The 20,709-nt window shown below is 30.2% G+C and carries 17 protein-coding genes; 1 reads left to right on the forward strand and 16 read right to left on the reverse strand.

Annotated elements, in window-relative coordinates; translation table 11 throughout:
• Positions 1-51: 51 nt before the first annotated feature.
• Positions 52-1,068, reverse strand: a complete 1,017-nt coding sequence (locus CPAL_RS00875) for a hypothetical protein (protein WP_146126570.1) — start codon at positions 1,066-1,068, stop codon at positions 52-54.
• 274 nt (positions 1,069-1,342) lie between these two features.
• Positions 1,343-2,437 (reverse strand): glycosyltransferase family 4 protein, encoded by a 1,095-nt coding sequence (locus CPAL_RS00880; protein WP_106023891.1) that lies wholly within the window; start codon positions 2,435-2,437, stop codon positions 1,343-1,345.
• Positions 2,438-2,665: 228 nt separating this feature from the next.
• On the opposite strand from CPAL_RS00880, the gene CPAL_RS00885 reads away from it, so the two are divergent.
• Complete coding sequence (locus CPAL_RS00885) at positions 2,666-3,883, forward strand: transposase (protein ID WP_061859248.1); 1,218 nt, start codon at positions 2,666-2,668, stop codon at positions 3,881-3,883.
• Between the two features lie 514 nt (positions 3,884-4,397).
• Here the strand turns inward: CPAL_RS00885 and CPAL_RS00895 are convergent.
• The 14 genes from CPAL_RS00895 to CPAL_RS00960 form a co-directional block, all read right to left on the reverse strand.
• Entirely contained in the window at positions 4,398-5,549 is a 1,152-nt protein-coding gene (locus CPAL_RS00895) for a glycosyltransferase family 4 protein (protein WP_061859162.1), read from the reverse strand.
• A gap of 19 nt (positions 5,550-5,568) precedes the next feature.
• Complete coding sequence (locus tag CPAL_RS00900; RefSeq protein ID WP_061859161.1) at positions 5,569-6,660, reverse strand: mannose-1-phosphate guanylyltransferase; 1,092 nt, start codon at positions 6,658-6,660, stop codon at positions 5,569-5,571.
• A gap of 90 nt (positions 6,661-6,750) precedes the next feature.
• Positions 6,751-7,413, reverse strand: a complete 663-nt coding sequence (locus CPAL_RS00905) for a sugar transferase (protein ID WP_106023893.1) — start codon at positions 7,411-7,413, stop codon at positions 6,751-6,753.
• A gap of 119 nt (positions 7,414-7,532) precedes the next feature.
• Positions 7,533-8,315 (reverse strand): tyrosine-protein phosphatase, encoded by a 783-nt coding sequence (locus tag CPAL_RS00910; protein ID WP_106023894.1) that lies wholly within the window; start codon positions 8,313-8,315, stop codon positions 7,533-7,535.
• Positions 8,312-9,016 carry a CpsD/CapB family tyrosine-protein kinase gene (locus tag CPAL_RS00915; protein ID WP_106023895.1) on the reverse strand — a complete coding sequence of 235 codons (705 nt, stop codon included), beginning with the start codon at positions 9,014-9,016 and terminating at the stop codon, positions 8,312-8,314. Before CPAL_RS00915 ends, CPAL_RS00910 begins: the two co-directional genes overlap by 4 nt.
• Positions 9,017-9,030: 14 nt before the next feature.
• Positions 9,031-9,720 carry a YveK family protein gene (locus tag CPAL_RS00920; RefSeq protein ID WP_106023896.1) on the reverse strand — a complete coding sequence of 230 codons (690 nt, stop codon included), beginning with the start codon at positions 9,718-9,720 and terminating at the stop codon, positions 9,031-9,033.
• A 118-nt stretch (positions 9,721-9,838) separates the two neighbouring features.
• Positions 9,839-10,897, reverse strand: a complete 1,059-nt coding sequence (locus CPAL_RS00925; protein WP_106023897.1) for a hypothetical protein — start codon at positions 10,895-10,897, stop codon at positions 9,839-9,841.
• A gap of 190 nt (positions 10,898-11,087) precedes the next feature.
• Positions 11,088-11,576 (reverse strand): hypothetical protein, encoded by a 489-nt coding sequence (locus CPAL_RS00930; protein WP_106023898.1) that lies wholly within the window; start codon positions 11,574-11,576, stop codon positions 11,088-11,090.
• A 145-nt stretch (positions 11,577-11,721) separates the two neighbouring features.
• Positions 11,722-12,621, reverse strand: coding sequence for a hypothetical protein (locus CPAL_RS00935; RefSeq protein WP_061859154.1), 900 nt, complete (start codon positions 12,619-12,621; stop codon positions 11,722-11,724).
• Positions 12,622-12,726: 105 nt separating this feature from the next.
• A complete protein-coding gene (locus CPAL_RS00940; protein WP_061859153.1) occupies positions 12,727-13,281 on the reverse strand; it encodes a sigma-70 family RNA polymerase sigma factor in 555 nt (184 codons plus the stop codon).
• Positions 13,282-13,424: 143 nt separating this feature from the next.
• The gene (locus CPAL_RS00945) at positions 13,425-14,558 is read right to left on the reverse strand and encodes a TolC family protein (RefSeq protein WP_106023899.1); all 1,134 of its coding nucleotides are present in this window, start codon (positions 14,556-14,558) and stop codon (positions 13,425-13,427) included.
• Between the two features lie 23 nt (positions 14,559-14,581).
• The gene (locus tag CPAL_RS00950; RefSeq protein WP_106023900.1) at positions 14,582-16,072 is read right to left on the reverse strand and encodes a TolC family protein; all 1,491 of its coding nucleotides are present in this window, start codon (positions 16,070-16,072) and stop codon (positions 14,582-14,584) included.
• Positions 16,073-16,085: 13 nt separating this feature from the next.
• Positions 16,086-19,214: an efflux RND transporter permease subunit gene (locus tag CPAL_RS00955; RefSeq protein ID WP_106023901.1), complete on the reverse strand. Its 3,129-nt coding sequence runs from the start codon at positions 19,212-19,214 to the stop codon at positions 16,086-16,088.
• Positions 19,215-20,687, reverse strand: a complete 1,473-nt coding sequence (locus CPAL_RS00960) for an efflux RND transporter periplasmic adaptor subunit (protein ID WP_106023902.1) — start codon at positions 20,685-20,687, stop codon at positions 19,215-19,217.
• Between the last annotated feature and the right edge of the window lie 22 nt (positions 20,688-20,709).

Genomic DNA, 20,709 nt, shown 5'->3' on the forward strand with positions numbered 1-20,709 from the left:
TACATTTTTTAAATAATGAAATATTTACTACTACAATCAATACATTTTACATTATTTTGAAATATACCTTCTATTCAAGTAATATTTAAAAACAATAAAATAACTTAATACAACAAAATTCTGATTAGTATCCAATTGAACATTTATGGTTGATAATAACAATAGTAATATACCACTTGGTGTAACTCCTATTAAAAACAAGAATAGTAACCAAATAATAGTGAACACTAACCCTCTACTTATTATAAATCCAGCAAATCCAGCAAAAAAATTAAATCCACTTATAAAACATTGATAAGAATAAATCGAATGTATATTCTCTATTGAATTTACTCCAAACAACAATTCTTTATAATTAAGCTCTGTTAAAGTTAAATATCCACCAAATCTATGTAAAAACGTTATGTTTTTAGGGTCTAACAAATATTCTTTGTTATAAGACCAGAAAACAATCCAAAAAACCACATAAATAATAACTATTAATACATACGGTATTTTATTTATATAATTTTTAAATTTTTCTATAAGTATTAAAAATAAAATTATTATAGACATTTTAGAAAATGACAAAACATATCCAATAAAAAGAAATATTTTTAATATCACAGAACTTCTTTTATTTTCTCTCTCTCGTTGAATATATAATAAAAAAATTACTATACATATTAATGATGCTAAAAAACCTGCCTCTCTAGATAATCCACTTACCCTTGGTATAAAAAAAATGGTATAAAAATTTGTATATGTTGGAGTAGCATATTTACCCCACATAACTTTTGAAATATTTTCAGGTCCTATAATATAAGCTAATGAAGGATTAATTAAGAGAAATATAAACTGAAAAACTGCAAATATAACACTAATAATAACATAGTATTCTAAGTAAAATAATTTTTTTTCCCAAATATAAAAAAAATAAATAACTAATATGCATATTGTGAATAATTTTAAATAAATTCCTATATTCAAAATTCCCAATAATAAAAACGATAGATATATAATAATAAATAATTTCTTTTTAATTTTACCATTTATTAACCATAAAACAAAATAAGGATTTAAACTCATTATAAATACTTCTAAATATATTGTTTTTCCATTTATATAAGGAGATAATATTTGAAACGTAAAAAAAATAAAAAATAAATTTACCAATATTTTTTCAAAAATACTTACATCATATTTTTTTATGGGACAACATCTGTTCATCTTCATATATCACCTCTAAGGGTTGTTTTTATTTTTTAATCTATATCTTTTGATATAGATATTTCTTTATTTTTAATAATTCAAAAAAATAAATTTAAAATTTAAATACAACTTATTAACCATAAAAATCTATTCATTTATATATTTCAATAATCTTTTTTGCTGTTTCTATCCAAGAAAATCTTTTAACATTATCTAAACCTTCATTAATAATATAATTTCTATATATATCATTATACAATAAAAATTTTATTTTTTTGCTTAATTCATCCTCATCACTTGAATATACCAATAATGCTCCTTTCCCAACTACCTCTGGTAAAGAAGATTCATTTAAAACAATTGTCGGACATCCACATGCCATGGCTTCTAAAGGTGGTAACCCAAAACCTTCATAGTATGATGGATATACAAACAAACTTGCATTCTTGTACAATAATTTAAGCTCATCATCTGTTACAGCTCCAGTAAACCAAACCCTATCATTTAATTTTAATTCATCTACCAATCTAAAAACATACTCATAATTCCAACCATTTTTACCTGCAATAATTAAATTATGTGGTATTTGTTCTTTCAACAGATTAAATGCCTTAATTAGCCCATCTATGTTTTTTCTTGGTGAAATTGTACTAACTGTCAAAATATATGGATTTGATATTATTTCATTAAAACCATTTCTCAATTTTTTTTCATTTATTGGTTCTTGAGAAAAATCATTAAAGCCATTATAAATAACAGTAGTCTTATTTTTGGCATAAGGATAATATTTTTCAATTTCACTTTTTGTAAAATTTGTAATAGCAATTATTTTATCTGCTTTTTTAACTGATAAATCTGTAATAAAATTCTTCCATAATCTTGTTTTAAATGTAAATTCATTTTTTAAAGTTTTAAAAGCTAAATCATGTATAGTAATAACAACTTTATTTTTCGAAAATATTGGTGCCATAGTATCTGGATAATGTATTATGGCATCAGGATATTTTTTGTATATAAGTTTTGGCAATACAAATTGTTCAACATAATTACGTTGTTTGCTATTGTTAATATTTTTTATAATTATTAAATCTTCATTTCTTGCAAAATCAAATCTTTCTTTATCTTGCTCTCTTATAACTATTTTAAAATCTACTTGTCCTAATTTATAAATTCCTTTAGCCACTTCATAAGAATAACGTCCAATACCTCCACTTAAAGAGGTTTGCAAAGCATTAAAAATAATCATAACATCACCCTTAACTTTAAAGTAAACTACAAATTATTTTAGTTAATAACTAAATATACATATATAATATAACAAAACATCATCTATTCTCAAATATATTTGAGCAAATTGCATATTTTTTAAGCCTTGAAAATACTTAATTTTTATTAATACAAAAAGGAAATTCACCCCAAATGTCGAATATATATAAGTAAGATCAAAATACCAACAAAGGGGTGAATCCTACTTATGTATATTCGACAAGAATGTCTATTTTCCTTCGAAGAAATATTAAAATTTCAAAAAGAAAGTAGACTCCAAATGATATTATCTCAACTTGATTTTAGTAACTTAATAAATAAGCTCAATAAACCTTCTCATAAAAGAGGTCCGAAAGGACATAATCCTGTTTCTTTAATTAATGCATTAATTGCTATGCAAGTAGAAAAAATCAATGATTTTAATAGATTAAAACAGAGATTAGATTCAGACTTATCTCTTAAATATAATTGCGGTTTTGATATATTAAAGCCTGCACCTTCTACATCAACATTTAGTAGATTTTTATCTAAAATATCATCTATGCCTGAACTCGAAGTTGAATTTAAAAGACTTATACTTAAGGCTAAAGATTTAGGCATTATTGATGGAACAAATGTTGCTATTGATGCTACTAAATTAGATTCCTTCGAAAAAGCTAAACCTAAATCCAAAATCTCTGATGATGGAGTATCTCCTAATTGGGGCAAGAAAAAAGATACTGATGGTAATGATATAAAGTGGTTTGGTTGGAAAGCACATATAATAGTAGATTGTAAAAGTGAATTACCACTTTATATAGACATTACTCCCGCAAGTTTTAATGATTGTAAGTATGCTATTCCTTTACTTAAAAACTTTAAACAATATTGGGGTTCTATATTAAATCCCCAATATTACATAATGGATTCAAGTTATGATATTGAGGAAAATTACAACTACATTATAAATAATACTAATGGTCAAGCAATTATAGCATACAATAAAAGAGGTAGTTACGCTCCACCTGAAGGATTTAATGATAATCTGTGGCCTGTTTGTTCTATGGGATATCCTCTTTCATTTTGGGGAATAGACGGAAATTATATAAAATTACGATGCCCCCATGCTACCGGAAAAGTTAACTGCCCTTACGGGCTAAATTGGTGTAGTAATTCAAATTATGGATATTGTTTAAAAGTAAATTATAAGAAAAACCATAGGTTGTTCAGCTATCCATTAAGAGGTTCAGAAAAATGGAATAAATTATATAATTTAAGAACCTCTGTTGAAAGATGCAATAGTAGATTAAAAGAATACTTAAATTTAGATAATATACGCTCCGCAGGAATAGCCAAAGCTAAAACATGGGCATTATTAAATTGCATAGCGTTAGTTGCTGGCACAATAGCTGTAAATAAATTAAACACATTATCCACAAGTGCTTAGTGGCAATAAAATATAATATTTACCATAAAATCACAATATTTGCTTGTGGTTTATTAAAGTGCGTCAAAAACACATATTTAAATCAATTTTTATTTAAAATCAAACAAATCAACATTACAACCTGTGGATAAATTATACAGTTTTAAAATTTCTTAATTGTGCAATTTCCTCAAATTATTAACTAGTATTAAGTACATTATTATAACTAATAAGTAAAGCGATACCTTTATAGTTTTGAAAAAAACATTTTCTCCTAATATAACTACATTTTTATCAAGTATAAAAACATAAATTAGTAAAATGACTGCATTAATGATTTGCATATATAAAAATAAGTTTATTAATTTTTTAGTCCACTTGTCTATTTTCAGTCTTCTATAAATCATCATATACAAAATAAAAAGTATAGGAGTAATAAATCCAGTTAATGATTTACCAAACATTCCTATTTTATAGCCCAATATAAAATCTTGAAAAATAGTTGTGATTATTAAAATACAATATATTAAATAGTTCATTGTAATAACTCCGTGCTATTCTTTATTATTTTAATGTATAATTCTTCATGTTCTCGTACAACTCTTCTTATATCAAACTTTTCTCTAACGTCTTTATAAGAATTAGTAATAAAACTATCTCTTAATTCTTTATTATTTTTTATCTTTAGTATTCCATCTACAAATCCATCTATATCATTACTATCAACTAATATTCCATTTCGATTATTTTCTATTACAGTTGGTATGCCGCCTACATTAGATGCTACTATTGGCTTACCACTAGCCATATATTCAGCTAATACAAGCCCAAATCCTTCCCACTTTGAAGTTAAAATCCCTATGTCAAATACAGAAATATATTCAGCGACTTCATTTGTCCAACCAGTTATTTTAACTTTATTAGTCAATCCTTTTTCTACTATTGATTTTTCTACATCCTTTCTTAACTCACCATCTCCAACAAGAATAAAAAAAGAATTTTTAACTAACATTGATATTCTTTCTGCTATTTTTAAGAACGTTTCTGGAGATTTTTGTTTTGCTAATCTTCCAACCATACCTACAATAAATGCGTCTTTAGGGATATTAAGTTCACTTAAAATTGTATTTTTATCGAATTTCCCATTATACTTATCTACATCAATGCCATTATAAATTGTAATCATTTTAGATTTAGGTGCTATATTATATTGAATAGCTAGCTGTTGTTCATAATCTGATATATTAATTATTTTTTTTGTAAGTTTAGCACAAATACGTTCAATAGTAGCATAAAATTTCTTTTTTTTATTGCTGATATTCATAGAAAATGACCAACCATGAGCGTTATAAATACAAGGGACTCCAGTTACATAGGCAGCAATTCTCCCTAATACTCCAGCTTTGCTACTATGAATATGAATAATATCTGGCTTTATCTTTTTCACTAGTTTAATTAGTTGTAAACACGCTCTTAGGTCACTTATTAATGAAATTTGTCTTTTCATATAAACATCATGAACTTTTATACCCAATTCTTCAACTTGCTTTTTCATAGGGCCATAGCTTGGGCATGCTAACTCTACTTGAAATTTGCTTTTATCTGTATTATTAAAAAATAATTTTATATACTCTAAAGTACCACCTATGGTAGCCTGAGTTATATGCAAAACCTTTATTTTTTTCAATTATTTCACCTACACATTTTTATTTTTTATTGGATACGTGATACTTTTCCCTTATCTCCTTTATATTATCAATACTTTCTCTATTTCCAATAAAAATTACATCATCACTCTCAACAACAAATACATCACTAATTCCAGTAACTATTATAGGTTTATTATTGCCTACTACAATATTATTGCAACTATCTATATTTTTAACATCTCCAACACAAATGTTATTATTTTCATCCTTCTCCCTATATCTCTCCAATGCATACCAAGTTCCTATATCATCCCATCCGAAGTCACTTGGGATAACATAAATATTATTTGCATTTTCCATTATTCCATAGTCTACTGAAATTTCATCTACCTGATGATACTTTTCTTCTAAGACTTCATTGAAATTTTCTTCATTTGTTACTGCAATCTCATTTAAAATATTATATGTATTATTTAAGTACTTCTCTGTAAGATTTAATATAGTACTTGTTTTCCATATGAACATACCACCGTTCCATAGATAATTGCCATCTTTTAAGTATTCTTCAGCCTTTTCTATATTAGGCTTTTCTACAAACTTTTCAACTTTATAAATGTTTTCAAATTTCCTACTTGAATTTTGTTTTTTAACTTTCCACTCTCCACTTTCATCCTTTAACTTTATGTATCCATACCCGGTTTCTGGCCTATCTGGTCTCATTCCTAAAGTTACTATAGCATCTTTTTCTTTTTCAACAAATTCATAAGCAGTATTCAAAGTTTTTATAAATTTATCATCATTTGATATTAAATGATCTGAAGGTAATACTGCAATAGTTGCATCTTTATAGCACTTATCTATTATAAAAGCTGAAAGCGCAATACAAGGAGCCGTATTTTTACCTACTGGTTCAACAATTATATTTCTCTTTGGGAGCATTGGTAATTGCTCTTCAACTAAATTTACATATTGCTTTGCTGTAACTATAAATATTCTATCTATAGGAATTAAGCTTTCTAATCTTTTTACAGTCATCTGTATCATAGTATCTTCACTTAATAATTTTAAAAATTGTTTTGGTTTTTCCTCAGTAGAAAGAGGCCAAAATCTTGTCCCCTTTCCACCAGCCATAATTAACGCTGTTAACATTTGTTCACCACCACTTGAGTATTAATCTATATGTAACCTAAATTATCTTCCTAAGTTCTTATTCTTTTACATTTCAACTTTCCTTAATCTTCACGCCGCATTCTCATCCCCAAACAACACCCCTACTGTTTTAAAGATAAGCTTTAAATCGATCCAAATATTTCTCTCTCTTATATACTTAACATCTAATTCCATCCACTCTTCAAAACCTATGCTGTTTCTTCCGCTTACCTGCCAATAACAAGTGAGACCTGGTTTACCGAGTAATCTTAACTTTTGATAAGGTGTAAACTGAGCGACTTCATTTGGAAGGCTTGGCCTTGGTCCAACTAAACTCATTTCACCCTTTAGCACATTGTAAAGTTGAGGTAGCTCGTCTATACTTGTCTTTCTTATAAACTTGCCCACTCTAGTTATTCTAGGATCATCTTTTATCTTAAACATTGGTCCAGATACTTCATTTTTATCTTTAAGTTTCTCTTTGAGTTCTTCTGCATTTACCACCATGGAACGAAACTTATACATTTTAAATATCTTACCGTCTTGTCCTACTCTATCTTGCTTGAAAAATATAGGTCCCTTTGAATCAAGTTTGATGCATATAGCAGTAATTATATACACAGGGGATAGAAGTATAATTCCAAGCAATGCTCCTAAAAAGTCTATAATTCTCTTCACAATAAAGTAAGCTTGACTTTTTTGATACTCAGTTGCCTTTTCTCTTATTTCAGTAAAATCTAATTTTTCCTCCATACTCATCCCCCTTTTTTATATTTGTTTATATCTTGTCATATCGTACCAATATTATAACACAATTTTCCTTACAGTTTATTTATAAAAGTTCCAATAAAATCTAATATATTTACTATATTTTAGTTAGCAGTAATTTTTCTCCTAAATATACTAAAAATGCTTTTTCTTTCTACAATTTTCTTATTTATATAAGGCAACTCTTCCTTTTCTGCCAAGGCCAAAGCATTATTAATCACTCTATCATAAACCAGTTTATTTTCTTTCTTCAGTATTTCTAAACTTTCTTTTATTTTAGGAGACCTTCTTCTTGTGGAATGAGCATCTGATGCAACAAAATCGCATATTCCATGTTTTATAAGCTGCATGGATGTTTTTTGAATCTTTTTGCCGAAAATTCCAGTTATGCTTCCAGAGCTTAATTGAAAAAAGCATTTTTCTTCTATAAATCTATTGAGCAATGTTATATCATCAATAACATAGGAATATCTTTCTGGATGAGCAATAATTGGCTTAATGCCTTTAAGCTTAAGCTCATATATAATGTCTATGGCATTGCTTGGCAAAGTATTCGGTGAAAACTCTATAAGCATGTAATTTGTATCGTTTAGTCCTTTTACAATTCCATCTTTATAATATTGAAGAGTATAATTGTCTAAAAATATTTCTTGCCCGGGTAATATTTCTACTCCTATGTTTTTCTCTTTAGCTACAGTATTTAATTCTTCTATCTTTTTTAATACTTCCTTATAGTCATTTTCAAAATATCCTCTATAAAAATGAGGAGTGGCAATAACTTTATTTATACCATCCTCCTCAGCTATTTTTAACATTTCAAGAGACATTTCTATGTCTTTGGATCCATCATCAATACAAGGAAGTATGTGACAATGAATATCTATCATTTTCTCTTCTTTCTCCTTTTTTTATGATTATCATCACCATCGCCGTAGTAGTAATAATAAGTATATCCATAACTTTTACCACTATCTTGAGGTACCCTAGTTAAAATCACTCCTAATATGTTAGCTTTTACTTTAAGCAAAAGTTCTTTTGCTCTAATTAAAGCTTCCTTTTCTGTCTGCCCTGAAGCTGCAACAAGAAGAACTCCTTCTACTTCTGTAGATAGAATTTGAGCATCTGTAACCGCTAGAACAGGAGGACTATCTATTATTACCGTATCAAATTTTTCTTTCATTAAATCTAAAAATTCCTTCATTTTTTTAGATGAAAGCATTTCTGCAGGGTTAGGAGGGATTGTCCCAGATGTAAGCAAGTAAAGATTTTCTGAATACTTTACTATAACATCATCTAAATCCACTTCCCCTATAAGATAATTTGATAATCCCTTTTCATTTGATATGCTAAACTTTTTATGTACAGCAGGTTTTCTAAGATCGCAGTCAACAATCAACACTTTTTTATCAGACTGAGCCATGGTTAAAGCTAAATTGCCTGTAGTTGTAGACTTGCCTTCTGAAGGTCCTGAACTTGTTACAAGTATGGTTTTTATGTCTTTATCAAAGGATGAATATTGTATATTTGTTCTTAAAGTCCTATAGGCCTCCGCCGCTATGGACTTGGGTTCTTTTTCTACAATAAGCATTAAAAAATTTCCTCCTATTCTGCTAAGTGATCTGGTATAATTCCAAGTACAGGTATTTCTAAATACTTCTCTATGTCCTCTTGAGTCTTTATTGTATTATCCATATATTCTAAAACAAATACTACTCCCACAGATACCATAAGCCCTAAAAAAAAGGCAATAGCTACATTTAATTTTTTATTAGGCTTTACAGGTTTTTCCGGCAATCTAGCCTTGTCCAGTATTTGAACATTTCCGTTTGGTATTATTTTAGCAGATTTCTCTATAAATAAAGCTGTAAGCTTCTCAGCTATATCTTTAGCTTGATTCGGATCCTTGCTTTGAACCTTTATGTCTAAAATCTGCGTATCCTGCTGTGGAGTTACCTCAATCATACTTTGCACTTCTTTTGCAGTTAAGTTTAATTTTAAATCTTCTGATAATTGTTCCGCAATATCAGTTCCTTTTGCTATGGTTGCATAGGTTTTAACCAATTTTTGATACATAGCTATATCATTGCTATCATAAGATATATTATCATTTTTAGATTCTGAGTTTTTTCCAATAAATACACTTTGGGTAGCTTCATAAGTTGGCTTTATCATAAAGAAACTTATGATTGCCGATAGTAAGGTTGCTATTAAAGTAACGGATATTATAAGTTTCATCCTTTTTCTTAATATACCCAAAAGCTCCCGAAGATCTAAGGTTATTTCTTCTTCCATTGTATTTTTTTCCTCCGTTCTAGTTTGTCTGTAAATCTACATACATTATACCATCTTAGTAAAACAATTCCCATAGTTTATGAGTTAATATTTGCTTGATTTAGATTAATTTAAAAAATTATAAGCCTATATTATACATATCTGCAAGTATGAATATTACACTTAAAGTTACATTGTTTAAAATTTTTTCTTTTAGTTCGTCCTTTTCCTTGCTTGATAATTTTCCGTATAATTGTCTTAATTCCTTCTCGTCCTTTGAAGGATCATAATTTTTATCATTAATAGCCTCCGTAAGACTTGAAAGCATCTTTGAAACTATTTCTTTTTCCTTTTCATTATTTAAAGCTCCATAAACTTTAGTTAATTGAGTTTTAGCCTTAGTTAAAAGAGCTATTCTTTCAGCTTCTTCCTTCGTTTGTGTAGAATCGCCGTTTGATGAACTTCCACCGTTTGATGAGCCACCCCCTGAGCTGTTTCCTGGAGCATCACTTTCATATTGTATTTCTATATCAAGCTTTCCATCTATATTTAGCTTCTTATTTTCTACTTTATTAAACTGTATTCCTTTTTTATCCCCTGATAGTATAGTAATAGCATTACATTTTACATTTTCTAATTTAACCTTTCCCATAGTACCTGGATCAAGAACTATATCACCGTCTATTTGTAAATTCGAAACATTTACACTGCTTGCTTTTACCACTATTCTTTTATATCTATCCTTTGAAAGTTTACTTCCATCTAAAGAAGTGCCTTCTTTTAAAACCATCAATTCTCTTACTATTTCTCCATTTTCTTTTTTTATGTTCTCCATTAAGCTTGGCTTGTCAGCTTCCTTAGCTTTCTTTACTTCACTGTTTAAATCAAAAATTTCTTCTTTTAAAGTTTTTTCTATAAGAATATTTTTCACTTCATCATAGCTCACATACTTGCCTTCACTATCATGAAGAAGATAAATCTTACCGCTGCTGAGCTGTGCTTCAAATTCCTTATAAAGCTTGTCTTGCTGACCTAATGTATTGTTTATTAATGAATCGCTTAACTCATTGAGATTATACTGATATGTATTTGTATTATCTTTCAAAACATATGCATCTACTGCTGCAAAGGCTTTTATTGAAGCAACTGATGTAATAGTTAATGCTGTTAAAAGAGTATATATAAATTTCTTTTTCATGAGACTCCCTCTTTTCTATTTATTATACATTTGCTCAAAAACACTATTATGCTTATCGGTATATTTATTTTCGTGCATATTTCAGAGTTTCTTTACAGGAAAAAACATACAAAAAACATCTATCCTTAAATATTCTTAAAGAATAAATGTTTTTTGCAGAATTATTCTTTAACCTGTATATAAAAAAATCTTATTCTATACTTATTACTTCAAGGTCTCCCTCTTCTTCAACTGGAGTTTGTCCTTTAGACTTATCTACGTATTTAACTTGTCCATTTTCAAGTTGTACACTTTTTATTGGTGCTGTTATGTTAAGTGATGGTGTAGAGGATAAGTCAATAAATGTATCTAAGTTAAATTCTTTCCCTTCTAATGTATAGTTTATAAGAGCAGAACTTGCTACACTAAACTCTACATATTTTCCTGAACTGCTGTGAAAAGCATAAATAGCATATTTATTCTTCTTTCCATCAAATTCTTCATAATATGGATCAGAGCCTGAAATAGTGTAATTAACAGCTGCATTATTTAGAGTAGTCTTGTCGTATTCGTACACAATCCCTGTTGACTTATCCTTGATTAAGTATGCATCAGTTACTGCAAGGGCAGTTATTGTTGTACCTAATGAAAGAGTTACTCCAAGAACTAGAGCTGATAAGCTTTTGTTGAATCTTTTCATAAATTTCCCTCCTATGTTTTTTATATGTATTACTACTTATATTGACAAATTTAAGTTTATATCGTTTATTATACCATTATGTGTACATTAATGTAAACATTAGCCTCTATACTTAATTAAGTATAGAGGCTAATGTTTATGTACCTTATTTTACCTTTTCTATTTTTATAAGGCTGTTTACTTCATCCTGAGTGTAATCCTTATTTATTACATTTATAAAAACTTTTTCTCCTGTTTTCTTCTGTCTTAATTCAAGCACATCACTTCCAACTGAGACTTTATAATTTTCTGGAGTTTTTGTGTCTAAATAAACAGCTACTAATGTAGAATATGGCAGATTTTTACCTATCTCAACTGTATATTTAGGCATACCTTTATTTGCAGTTGCATTATTAGCAGTTCCATTTTTGCCATTTGCTTCTGCCTGTGCTTTAGCTTCGGATTTGCTATAAGATAAGCTTAGTTTTAAGTCTCCGCTTATTGCTTTTCCCCTTTTTGATTTAATATTATTTGATATTTCAAGAGTGTGAGGAGCATTAACCCCTTTTAAGTATCCATTAGGAAGTTTTATTGTTAACTTATCTTTTAGTGTACTGTCATCATATCCCTTTATTTCTGGAGTAATTACAGTTCCCTTTGGAAGAGGCTGTCCATCCAACTTATAGTTAGAAACCTGCAATGCACTAGATGCACTTTTGTCATCAAGAACTTCATCTGTAAACTTCATAAAAATATAGTCTGCACTAGTATCTCCATCACTTGAATCCTTTGCTTGTATCATAAAATCTTTGTCTATATCAGCAAAAGCCCATAGCACTCTAAATTCCTTGTCTTGAGCTGTCTTTTGAGTAGAATCTCCTTTTGCATTTGTTTCTTTTGATTGTTCTTTTGATTGCTCTTTTGAAGTTTCACTTTGTTTAGTTTGTTCTTTTGTGTTTCTTTGTTTAATTGAGCCTAACTGAGTTAAAAATATAGAAGATATCATGGCAATTGTTACTACAGCAATTACGATTATTGATAGCTTTCTCTTTTTTTGATTATTCACCTTTCTTCCTCCTTATCGTTAAAATCACATACCTAGTATATCATTATTGCTTATTTTTGAAAATACTTATATACCTTAATAAAGATGATAATCAAGTATATAGAATTATAATAGCTTCCTTAACTTTTTTAATATACTTTTCTTTCTTTTTTGAAGGGTTACATACTTTATTCCTGTTATGATGCTGTATTCTTTTAACCCTCCATATCTTTTATATGCAAAAGTTATAAGTTCTCTTTCTTCCTTTGTAAGTTTGTTAAGAGCCTTGTTAAGATTTTCATGCTCCTCTTTTTTTATAACTCTTTCTTCTACACTATCTTTTAAGGCTTCCTCCCCTTTTAAAGCTTTTCCCTCATCTAAAAGTTTTTCATAGCTTGTATCATAATTTTCTTTACTAACTTTTCTTATACTGTAGTAATAATTATTTTTAATAGCATTGGATACATATGCTGTAAAACCAATTTTGCTATCTATTTTATATCCCTCTACAGCCTTCATTATAGTGAGATATCCAATTTGAATCAAGTCCTCTCTATCACTTCCCTTTATATAAATACTGCTTGTCATCTTTAAAATTAAAGGAGTAAACCTTTTTATAAGTTCATTCATTGCCTTTTCATCTTTGGACTTCGCTTTTTTAACTAACTCTTCTATTTCCATATGGGCACCTCCGAACATAAGTTTGTTTACATTTTTATTATATACGAACACATGTTCATTGTAAATATGTTTTTCCTTATTTTCCAAAAAATAAAAAAGAACCATCTTTTTAGATGGTTCTTTTTTGATTTTCACCTCAGATTCTAATAGCTTTCAATATAGTTTTTAAATTCTTCAACAGCAATATAATAATTAAGTTTTGCTGTGTTATACTCATATAAAGCTGAATCTACATTTTCCTTTGCTATATCAACATTCATTTGAGTGCTTTTGCCAGCCTTATATTTAGCTTCTTCTGCTTTTAAATTTATATTGGCATTTTCATAGGTAAGTTTTTTCATAAGTACTTCATTTTGCAGATTTAATATGTTGTTGTAGTCCGTTCTGATTTTAGCTTCTATATTCTTTTTCTCATCTTCTATATCATATTTAAGTGTTAGAAGTTCATCCTCCAGCTCCTCTACTCTAGCTTCATAATCTATAGATGCTAATTTTTCAAGTTCGCTTGCATCATCATCCACATAATCTTCCACAATATCTTTCTCTTTTATATCTATTTTTTGCTCCTCTATAAGTTTCTTTATAGTATAAGACTTCTCAAGTTTTGTAGATATAACTTTATTAATATCATCTAAATTGTACTCATTATATGGAATTTCTACTTTCTTAAAATCAAGCTTTTGAGTTACTTCATTGCCAATGTTTATGTTTAACTCCATTCTAAGGTTTTGCTCTTCATTTTGAAGCTGTTTTAGTATCACTTCAGCTTCCTTTAGATTTGCCTCATCTTCTATTATTGTATATTCAGCATCAATTCCAGCTTCAATTCTCTTCTTTTTATTCTCCAAAACCTTTTTCAATCTTTCAATCTTTTTCTTTTGATTTTCTATCATAGCATCCTTATTTAAAATCTCATAATACATTTTAGTAGTATTTAATACTACCTCATCCTGCTTTCTACTTCTCTGCCATTCTAAATCCTTTATCTCTAAATCTCTTCTAAAAGGTGTAACATATTTACGTATGTCTTCCTCGTATGCCGATTCTCCGTCCTTATCCTTTAATGAATCACGATACCACTTTTCCTTAACTTTAATTTTTTGTTCAAATAGGTTAAGCTCTGAATTGTTACTTGTAGTAAGACGTATTAAATCATTTAAATCTACTGTACCAGTTACATTATTAGAAGCACCAAATACAGTGGCAGCACCTGCTGCAATAACCAGGGCTGCTATTATTAACAGGGATATTTTTTTAGCTATTTTATTCTTTTTCATTTACACTCATTTCCTCCTTTATTCTAGTACCCTGGACCTATTTTGCTTGCTGCCTCCAGCTTTTTTAAGGCGGTTTTATATTTTATCACTGCATTATCATAATTCATCTTTGCACTATTCACCCCAATCTCTACGTTCCAAAGCATAGGTAGTGCTACTCTTCCAGCCTCATAATTCTTTTTAACAGCATTATATTGAACTTGTGCTGCTTCTAGCTTTTTATGGGCCAAATCTATTTCAGCCTTCTTCTGCGTCACGTCTAAATAAGCATTTTTTATATTTTGTCTTACTTCCTTTTCAGCCTCTAACAGTGCAGTCTGTGCTTCATTAAGAGTTCTTTCAGCATCCATCCAATCGTAATCATCCTCATCAAGATAATCTTTAATTATATCAAAAGTTCTTTCTGCTTCTTCGCAGTCTAGCTTAGCAGCAATGATTTCATTTCTGTTTAAAAGAGCTGAAGATAGGTACTCATCATAGTCCTTTGGCTCATTTATATTAGTATCAATGCTTTCAGTAAGTTCCACTGTTTTTTCTAAGTCTATTCCAAGTAACTGCTTTAATTGAATCTTTCCATTTTCTATTTGCCTAGTTAAATTCTCCACCTGAAGTTTTAACTTCTCAAGTTCTTTTTCTGCTATATTTTTATCATTTTCAGACACTCTTCCATTTTCATACTGAGCCAAAATATTATTGTAATCTTTTTGCTGTTTTTCATAAAGCTGCTTTTGTATTTTTAACCCTTCCTGTGCAAATAGAATATTATCGTAGGCTGTTTCTACTCCATATTTAATGCTCTCACTTACAGCTTCTTTTTGATACTTCATTTTTTCTAAATTAGTCTGAAGGTTATGCCATATAATATCTCTTGCTTTTACAAATCTATTATATTCCTGCTCCTGAGTTAGCTTTATTGGAGTACCATCTGCTGGAGATGCTAGCCCCATTGAAACATATAATGCTTTTTGTTGTTCAAACTTGGCTAATTTTTTCTTTATCTCATCGCTTTCCTTGTCTAAGGATTCCTTATCTAAAGATTGAAGTTCCTTATTCACTTTATCTATATCAGCTTTAATTTCTTCTTCTGTCCTAGTACCGCTTGATTCACTGCTGCCATTTTTAACTTCCTCTAACTCCTTTTTTAAGTCTTCTAATCTTTTAGATAGCTCATTATACTTTTCAAGTTTATCAGATATCTCCCTTTGTTTTGCTTTAAACTCTTCACTGCTTATTTCTTCATATTCATCTTTATAATCTTCAAAGCCATCTAAAAGCTTAGTGATTTCATCACTTAATTTTTTGTATTTTTTAAAATTTCTAAGCATTGTATTCATGCCTGCATCTAATCTTAGAATATTATTATTATTTTCCAGGGCCATATCTAAAGCCTGAGTTCTTGTTAAAACTACAGTTTCTTTTGAAACCTCAGCACTTGTATTAAGCGCTGAGGTTATGAAAATAGTAGAAGCCACTATAACTCCTAGTATTCCCGAAAGATATTTCTTGTTTATCACAGGTACCACTCCTTTATGAGCTCTGGCTTACAGTCTCAATTTTGCTCTTTTTCTTTCTATTTGCAAATTTACTTCTTAAGTCATCAAATAAACTGTATACAACTGGAATATATACTAGAGTTAAAACAGTAGAATACAAAAGTCCACCGATAACTGTTGTTGCAAGTGGTGCCTCCATTTCTGCTCCTTCCCCTATACCAAGTGCCATTGGTATAAGACCTAATATTGTAGTTAAAGTTGTCATGAATATAGGTCTTAATCTTCTTGGCCCTGAATTTAAAATGGCTTCTGTTCTGCTTTCTCCTCTGCTCCTTCTGATATTTATATAGTCTATTAAAACTATAGCATTGTTAACAACTATACCAGCTAGGATTATAACTCCTATAAAAGCGATTACAGATACATTTCTTCTTGTAATGGCAAGAGCTAATGCCCCTCCTGCAATTGCCATAGGCACTGTAAACATGATTATAAAAGGATTTAGTAGAGATTCAAACTGTGATGCTAATATCATATAAACAAGGGCTACGGCAATCAAAAGAGCCTTTGCAAGTTTAGTAAAGGATTCTACCATCTGCTCATTTTCTCCGCCCATGTCATAGCTGTATCCTTCTGGCAATTGTATTTTTGAAATTCTTGCCTCTATGTCTTTAACTACGCTGTTAAGATCTCTTCCATAAATATCACTTGTAACTGTTACAAGTCTTGACTGGTTATCTCTGTTTATAGAAATAGGTCCCCTTTCTATTTTAACATCTGCTATTAGATTTAGTGGAATGCTGCTGCCTGAATTTGTTGAAATCATTATGTTTTGCAGATTGTTAATACTTTCCTTGTACATATCGTCCCCTTTTAAAACTACATCTATCTCATCACCATCAGTTTTAAATGTAGTGACAGTTTTTCCTTTTATAGTTGAGCTTATCTGTGATGATATTTGAGCAGCTGTAAGACCATATTGAGAAGCTATGGCTCTATTTAAATTTATTCTGATTTCTGGTTTACCATCTGACATACTTGTCTTAACTTCTCTTGTACCATCCACCTTTGCTACTTCAGCTTTAAACTGTTCTCCTATTTTCTTAAGAGTTTCTAAATCATCTCCCTTAATTTCTATGGATATAGGAGATCCCATTCCCGCCATAGACATAGAAGATGTTTCACAGCTTATCTTTGCACCAGCTATATCACGTGTTTTTTCTCTAATCTCATCTGCTATATCACTATCGCTTCTTTTTCTTTCTTTAAGAGACTTTAATTTTACAGTTATGTTAGCTGAATTTGTACTTCCACCCATAATACTTGAGATTCCAGAACCTCCTATTTGGGTGAAAATAGTATCTATTTCCGGAATTTTTTCTACTTTTTTTTCTACAACCTTAGCCATTTCTGCAGTTTCTTCAATACTTGCTCCATCTGGAAGGGTTACGGTTACAGAAACTTGTCCTTGGTCCGTTGTTGGAAAAAACTCTGCCCCAACAGTAGCTAAGGTTGCTGTGCTTAAAATGGATATAACCAAACCTAAAATAACCGTTTTTTTCCTGTGTAAAATTGCCCAAGCTAAAATTTTTCTATATTTCTTTTCTATTTTACCAAATAAAGCATTAAACTTACCGCTTAACCAGAATATACCTTTTCTATGCAAAAGCTTTTCCTCTTCATTTATTATCTCTTCCTCATGAAGCACTTTTGATGCCATCATAGGTGTAAATGTCAAAGACACCACAAGAGAAGTCATAAGAGAAAATACTATTGTCAATGAAAAATCTCTAAATATTTCTCCCACCATTCCACTAGTAAGGGCTATAGGAAGGAAAACTACAACAGTGGTTAAAGTTGAACCTAAAACTGATAGTCCTACTTCTTTTGTAGCTTCTATGGCCGCTTCTCTTCTATCATGTCCTTCTTGAATATATCTATATATGTTTTCCAGTACAACTACAGAGTTATCCACCAGCATACCTACTCCAAGGGCAAGTCCACCTAATGTCATAAGGTTAAGAGTTATATTTGCAAAGTATAAAATTGCAAAGGTTGATATGATTGAAACCGGTATAGCTGTACCAATTACAAAAGTACTTTTTATATTTCCTAGGAATAGGAAAAGTATTAATACTGCAAGTATACCTCCTGATACAGCACTGCTTGCAACATTAGATATAGATTTATTTATATATTCTGCCATATCTATTAAAACATTTATTTTTACATCTGGATATTTAACCTTTAATTTTTCAATCTGGTTATTAACTTTTTTTGAAACTTCTACGGTGTTGGCATCAGATTGCTTCTGTATGCTTATGCTAACTCCGTTTTTACCATCAATCATAGCAATAGATTCTATATCTTTATTATTAATAGTTACATTAGCTATATCCTTAAGTAAAACTACTCCTCCAGTCTTTAGAGGTATAGGAATATTTTGAATATCCTCTAATGAGGTGAATTCTCCCATGGTCCTTACCAATAATTCTTTGTTTCCTTTATTTACATTACCACCTGGAGAATTTAAGTTTTCTGCTGCTAAAATCTGTCCTATGTAATCTAAGCTTAATCCATAACCTTGAAGTTTTTCCTGGTTTAAAGCTATTTGTACTTGTCTTTCAAGCCCACCGCTAATATCAGCTGAAGCTACTCCTTCAATTTTTTCAAGCTCAGGCTGTATGTTATCCTCTACATAGGCTTGAAGTTGCTGCAAATCCTTTTTCCCTGTTATACTAATGGTCATTATAGACTGAGCGTTAGGATCTATTTTTAAAACCATAGGGCTTCCTGCACCATCTGGAAGTAACCCTTTAACCATGTCAACTTTTTCTCTCATGTCTAATGCAGCAAAGTCCATATCTGTTCCATCATTGAACTGAGCTATAACAATGGAATTACCTTCAACTGTTGTAGATGATACTTCTTTTATGTTTGGTGTAGTTGCAATAGCTTGCTCTATAGGCTTTGTAATAAGCTTTTCAACTTCTTCCGGGCCTACATTTGAGTAACTTGTGGATACAACTGCAACGGGTATATTCATGTTTGGAAGTAAGTCTATAGATAAGTCTGTAATGGAAACTATACCAATAAGGAGTATTGCAATTACTCCCATTAGTATAGTTACAGGCTTTTTAACTGCAAACTCGGGTATTCTCATCTATTTTGCACCCCCAACTACTTTTACCTTGTCTCCATTTTCAACAAGTTCCTGCCCCTTTACTATTACTCTATCATTAACCTTTAGTCCACTTTTAATTTCAACATATTCTCCATTATCAAGACCTGTTTTAACTTCCTTTGCAACAGCCTTACCATTTTCCTCAAGATATACAATTTGCTTTTCATTATCAACAGTAACTGCTTCGCTGTTTACTACCATTACATTTTTCTTCTCATCAGTATTAAATTCAACCTGAGCAAACATTCCTGAATTTATTTTATGCTCCTTATTGTCTACTTCTATTTCTACTTTATAAAGGTTGTTTTGTCCATTTGCTACAGGGTTTATCAATGTTATAACTCCTGTAATCTTCTTATCAGAAACAGATGGTATTTTTAAATTTATTTTGCTTCCTGTTTGGAGTTTAGTTACAAGCTTTTCTGTTACATCTACCTTTACATAAACCTTATCAACAGATTTTATTGTAACAATAGGTTGAGCATTAGATGCTATTTCTCCTTTTTCTACGTTTACAGCATAAACAACACCCTCTACTGGAGAAGTTATTACAGCATCCTGAAGAGCTTTAACTGCCTGATCATAAGCAACCTTAGCCTGATTATATGCTGCTTGTGCTTGCTTTACTCCAGTATTAGCCTGATTATATGCTGCTTTAGCTTGTTCTACTCCAAGCTTTGCCTGTTCATATGCCTTTTGGGCTTGTTTTAATCCAACTTCAGCTTGGCTAACTGTGTGACTTGATTGATTATAGCTTTCTTTAGCCTGGGCTAATTGTGCTTCTAATACCTTAATAGAATTATCTGAAGCTGCAAGCTCTGCCTGCTCTAATTCTACCTTTGAAATAATTCCTTGCTCATATAGTTTTTTGCTTCTTTCTAAATTTAATTTTGCATTTTGAATTTTTTCATAGTTAGCATCATAATTTGCTTTAGCAACATTATAAGCGGCTTCAACGGATTTTATGCTGTCCTTTGCTTGTTTTAAAGCTGTCTCTGCCTGTTCTACTCCTACAGCTGCTGTAGATACTGAAGCTTGTGCTTGTTTTATAGCTATAGATGCATTGTTTACACTATCCTTAGCCTGCTCTACCCCAACGGCTGCTGAATCCATAGATGCCTTTGCTTGGTCTACTCTATTTTGTATGTCTTGCTTATCCAATACAGCTATTGTCTGTCCAGCTTTAACATGCTGTCCTTCTTTAACAGAAAGTTCCGTTACCTTTGCAGCTACCTTTGGAAATACTCCTACATCGTTCTTTCCATCAACCTTTCCAGTAATTGTAGTTGAATTGTAGATTGTATCCAGTTTAACTTTTGCAACTTCAACTGGAGTGTATTCCTCTTGAACAGATGCTGCCAATGTGTCACTGCTTGATTTTAATTTGCAGCCTGACAATAGCAGTCCTGCAAGCAAAGAAGCTGAAATTATTCTTAAATAACTCTTTTTCACAAATCTTCCCCCCTGAATAAAA

This window comes from Clostridium thermopalmarium DSM 5974 (assembly GCF_002995795.1).
GTDB classification, from domain to species: domain Bacteria; phylum Bacillota; class Clostridia; order Clostridiales; family Clostridiaceae; genus Clostridium_H; species Clostridium_H thermopalmarium.

Excerpts from the sequence above, each read along its gene's own strand:
- CPAL_RS00930 (WP_106023898.1), bottom strand. The coding sequence starts at position 11,576 with ATGAAAAGATTCAACAAAAGCTTATCAGCTCTAGTTCTTGGAGTAACT.
- CPAL_RS00905 (WP_106023893.1), bottom strand. The coding sequence starts at position 7,413 with ATGGAGGAAAAATTAGATTTTACTGAAATAAGAGAAAAGGCAACTGAG.
- CPAL_RS00940 (WP_061859153.1), bottom strand. The coding sequence starts at position 13,281 with ATGGAAATAGAAGAGTTAGTTAAAAAAGCGAAGTCCAAAGATGAAAAG.
- CPAL_RS00880 (WP_106023891.1), bottom strand. The coding sequence starts at position 2,437 with ATGATTATTTTTAATGCTTTGCAAACCTCTTTAAGTGGAGGTATTGGA.
- CPAL_RS00955 (WP_106023901.1), bottom strand. The coding sequence starts at position 19,214 with ATGAGAATACCCGAGTTTGCAGTTAAAAAGCCTGTAACTATACTAATG.
- CPAL_RS00910 (WP_106023894.1), bottom strand. The coding sequence starts at position 8,315 with ATGATAGATATTCATTGTCACATACTTCCTTGTATTGATGATGGATCC.
- CPAL_RS00900 (WP_061859161.1), bottom strand. The coding sequence starts at position 6,660 with ATGTTAACAGCGTTAATTATGGCTGGTGGAAAGGGGACAAGATTTTGG.
- CPAL_RS00885 (WP_061859248.1), top strand. The coding sequence starts at position 2,666 with ATGTATATTCGACAAGAATGTCTATTTTCCTTCGAAGAAATATTAAAA.
- CPAL_RS00915 (WP_106023895.1), bottom strand. The coding sequence starts at position 9,016 with ATGCTTATTGTAGAAAAAGAACCCAAGTCCATAGCGGCGGAGGCCTAT.
- CPAL_RS00925 (WP_106023897.1), bottom strand. The coding sequence starts at position 10,897 with ATGAAAAAGAAATTTATATATACTCTTTTAACAGCATTAACTATTACA.
- CPAL_RS00920 (WP_106023896.1), bottom strand. The coding sequence starts at position 9,720 with ATGGAAGAAGAAATAACCTTAGATCTTCGGGAGCTTTTGGGTATATTA.
- CPAL_RS00945 (WP_106023899.1), bottom strand. The coding sequence starts at position 14,558 with ATGAAAAAGAATAAAATAGCTAAAAAAATATCCCTGTTAATAATAGCA.
- CPAL_RS00875 (WP_146126570.1), bottom strand. The coding sequence starts at position 1,068 with ATGAGTTTAAATCCTTATTTTGTTTTATGGTTAATAAATGGTAAAATT.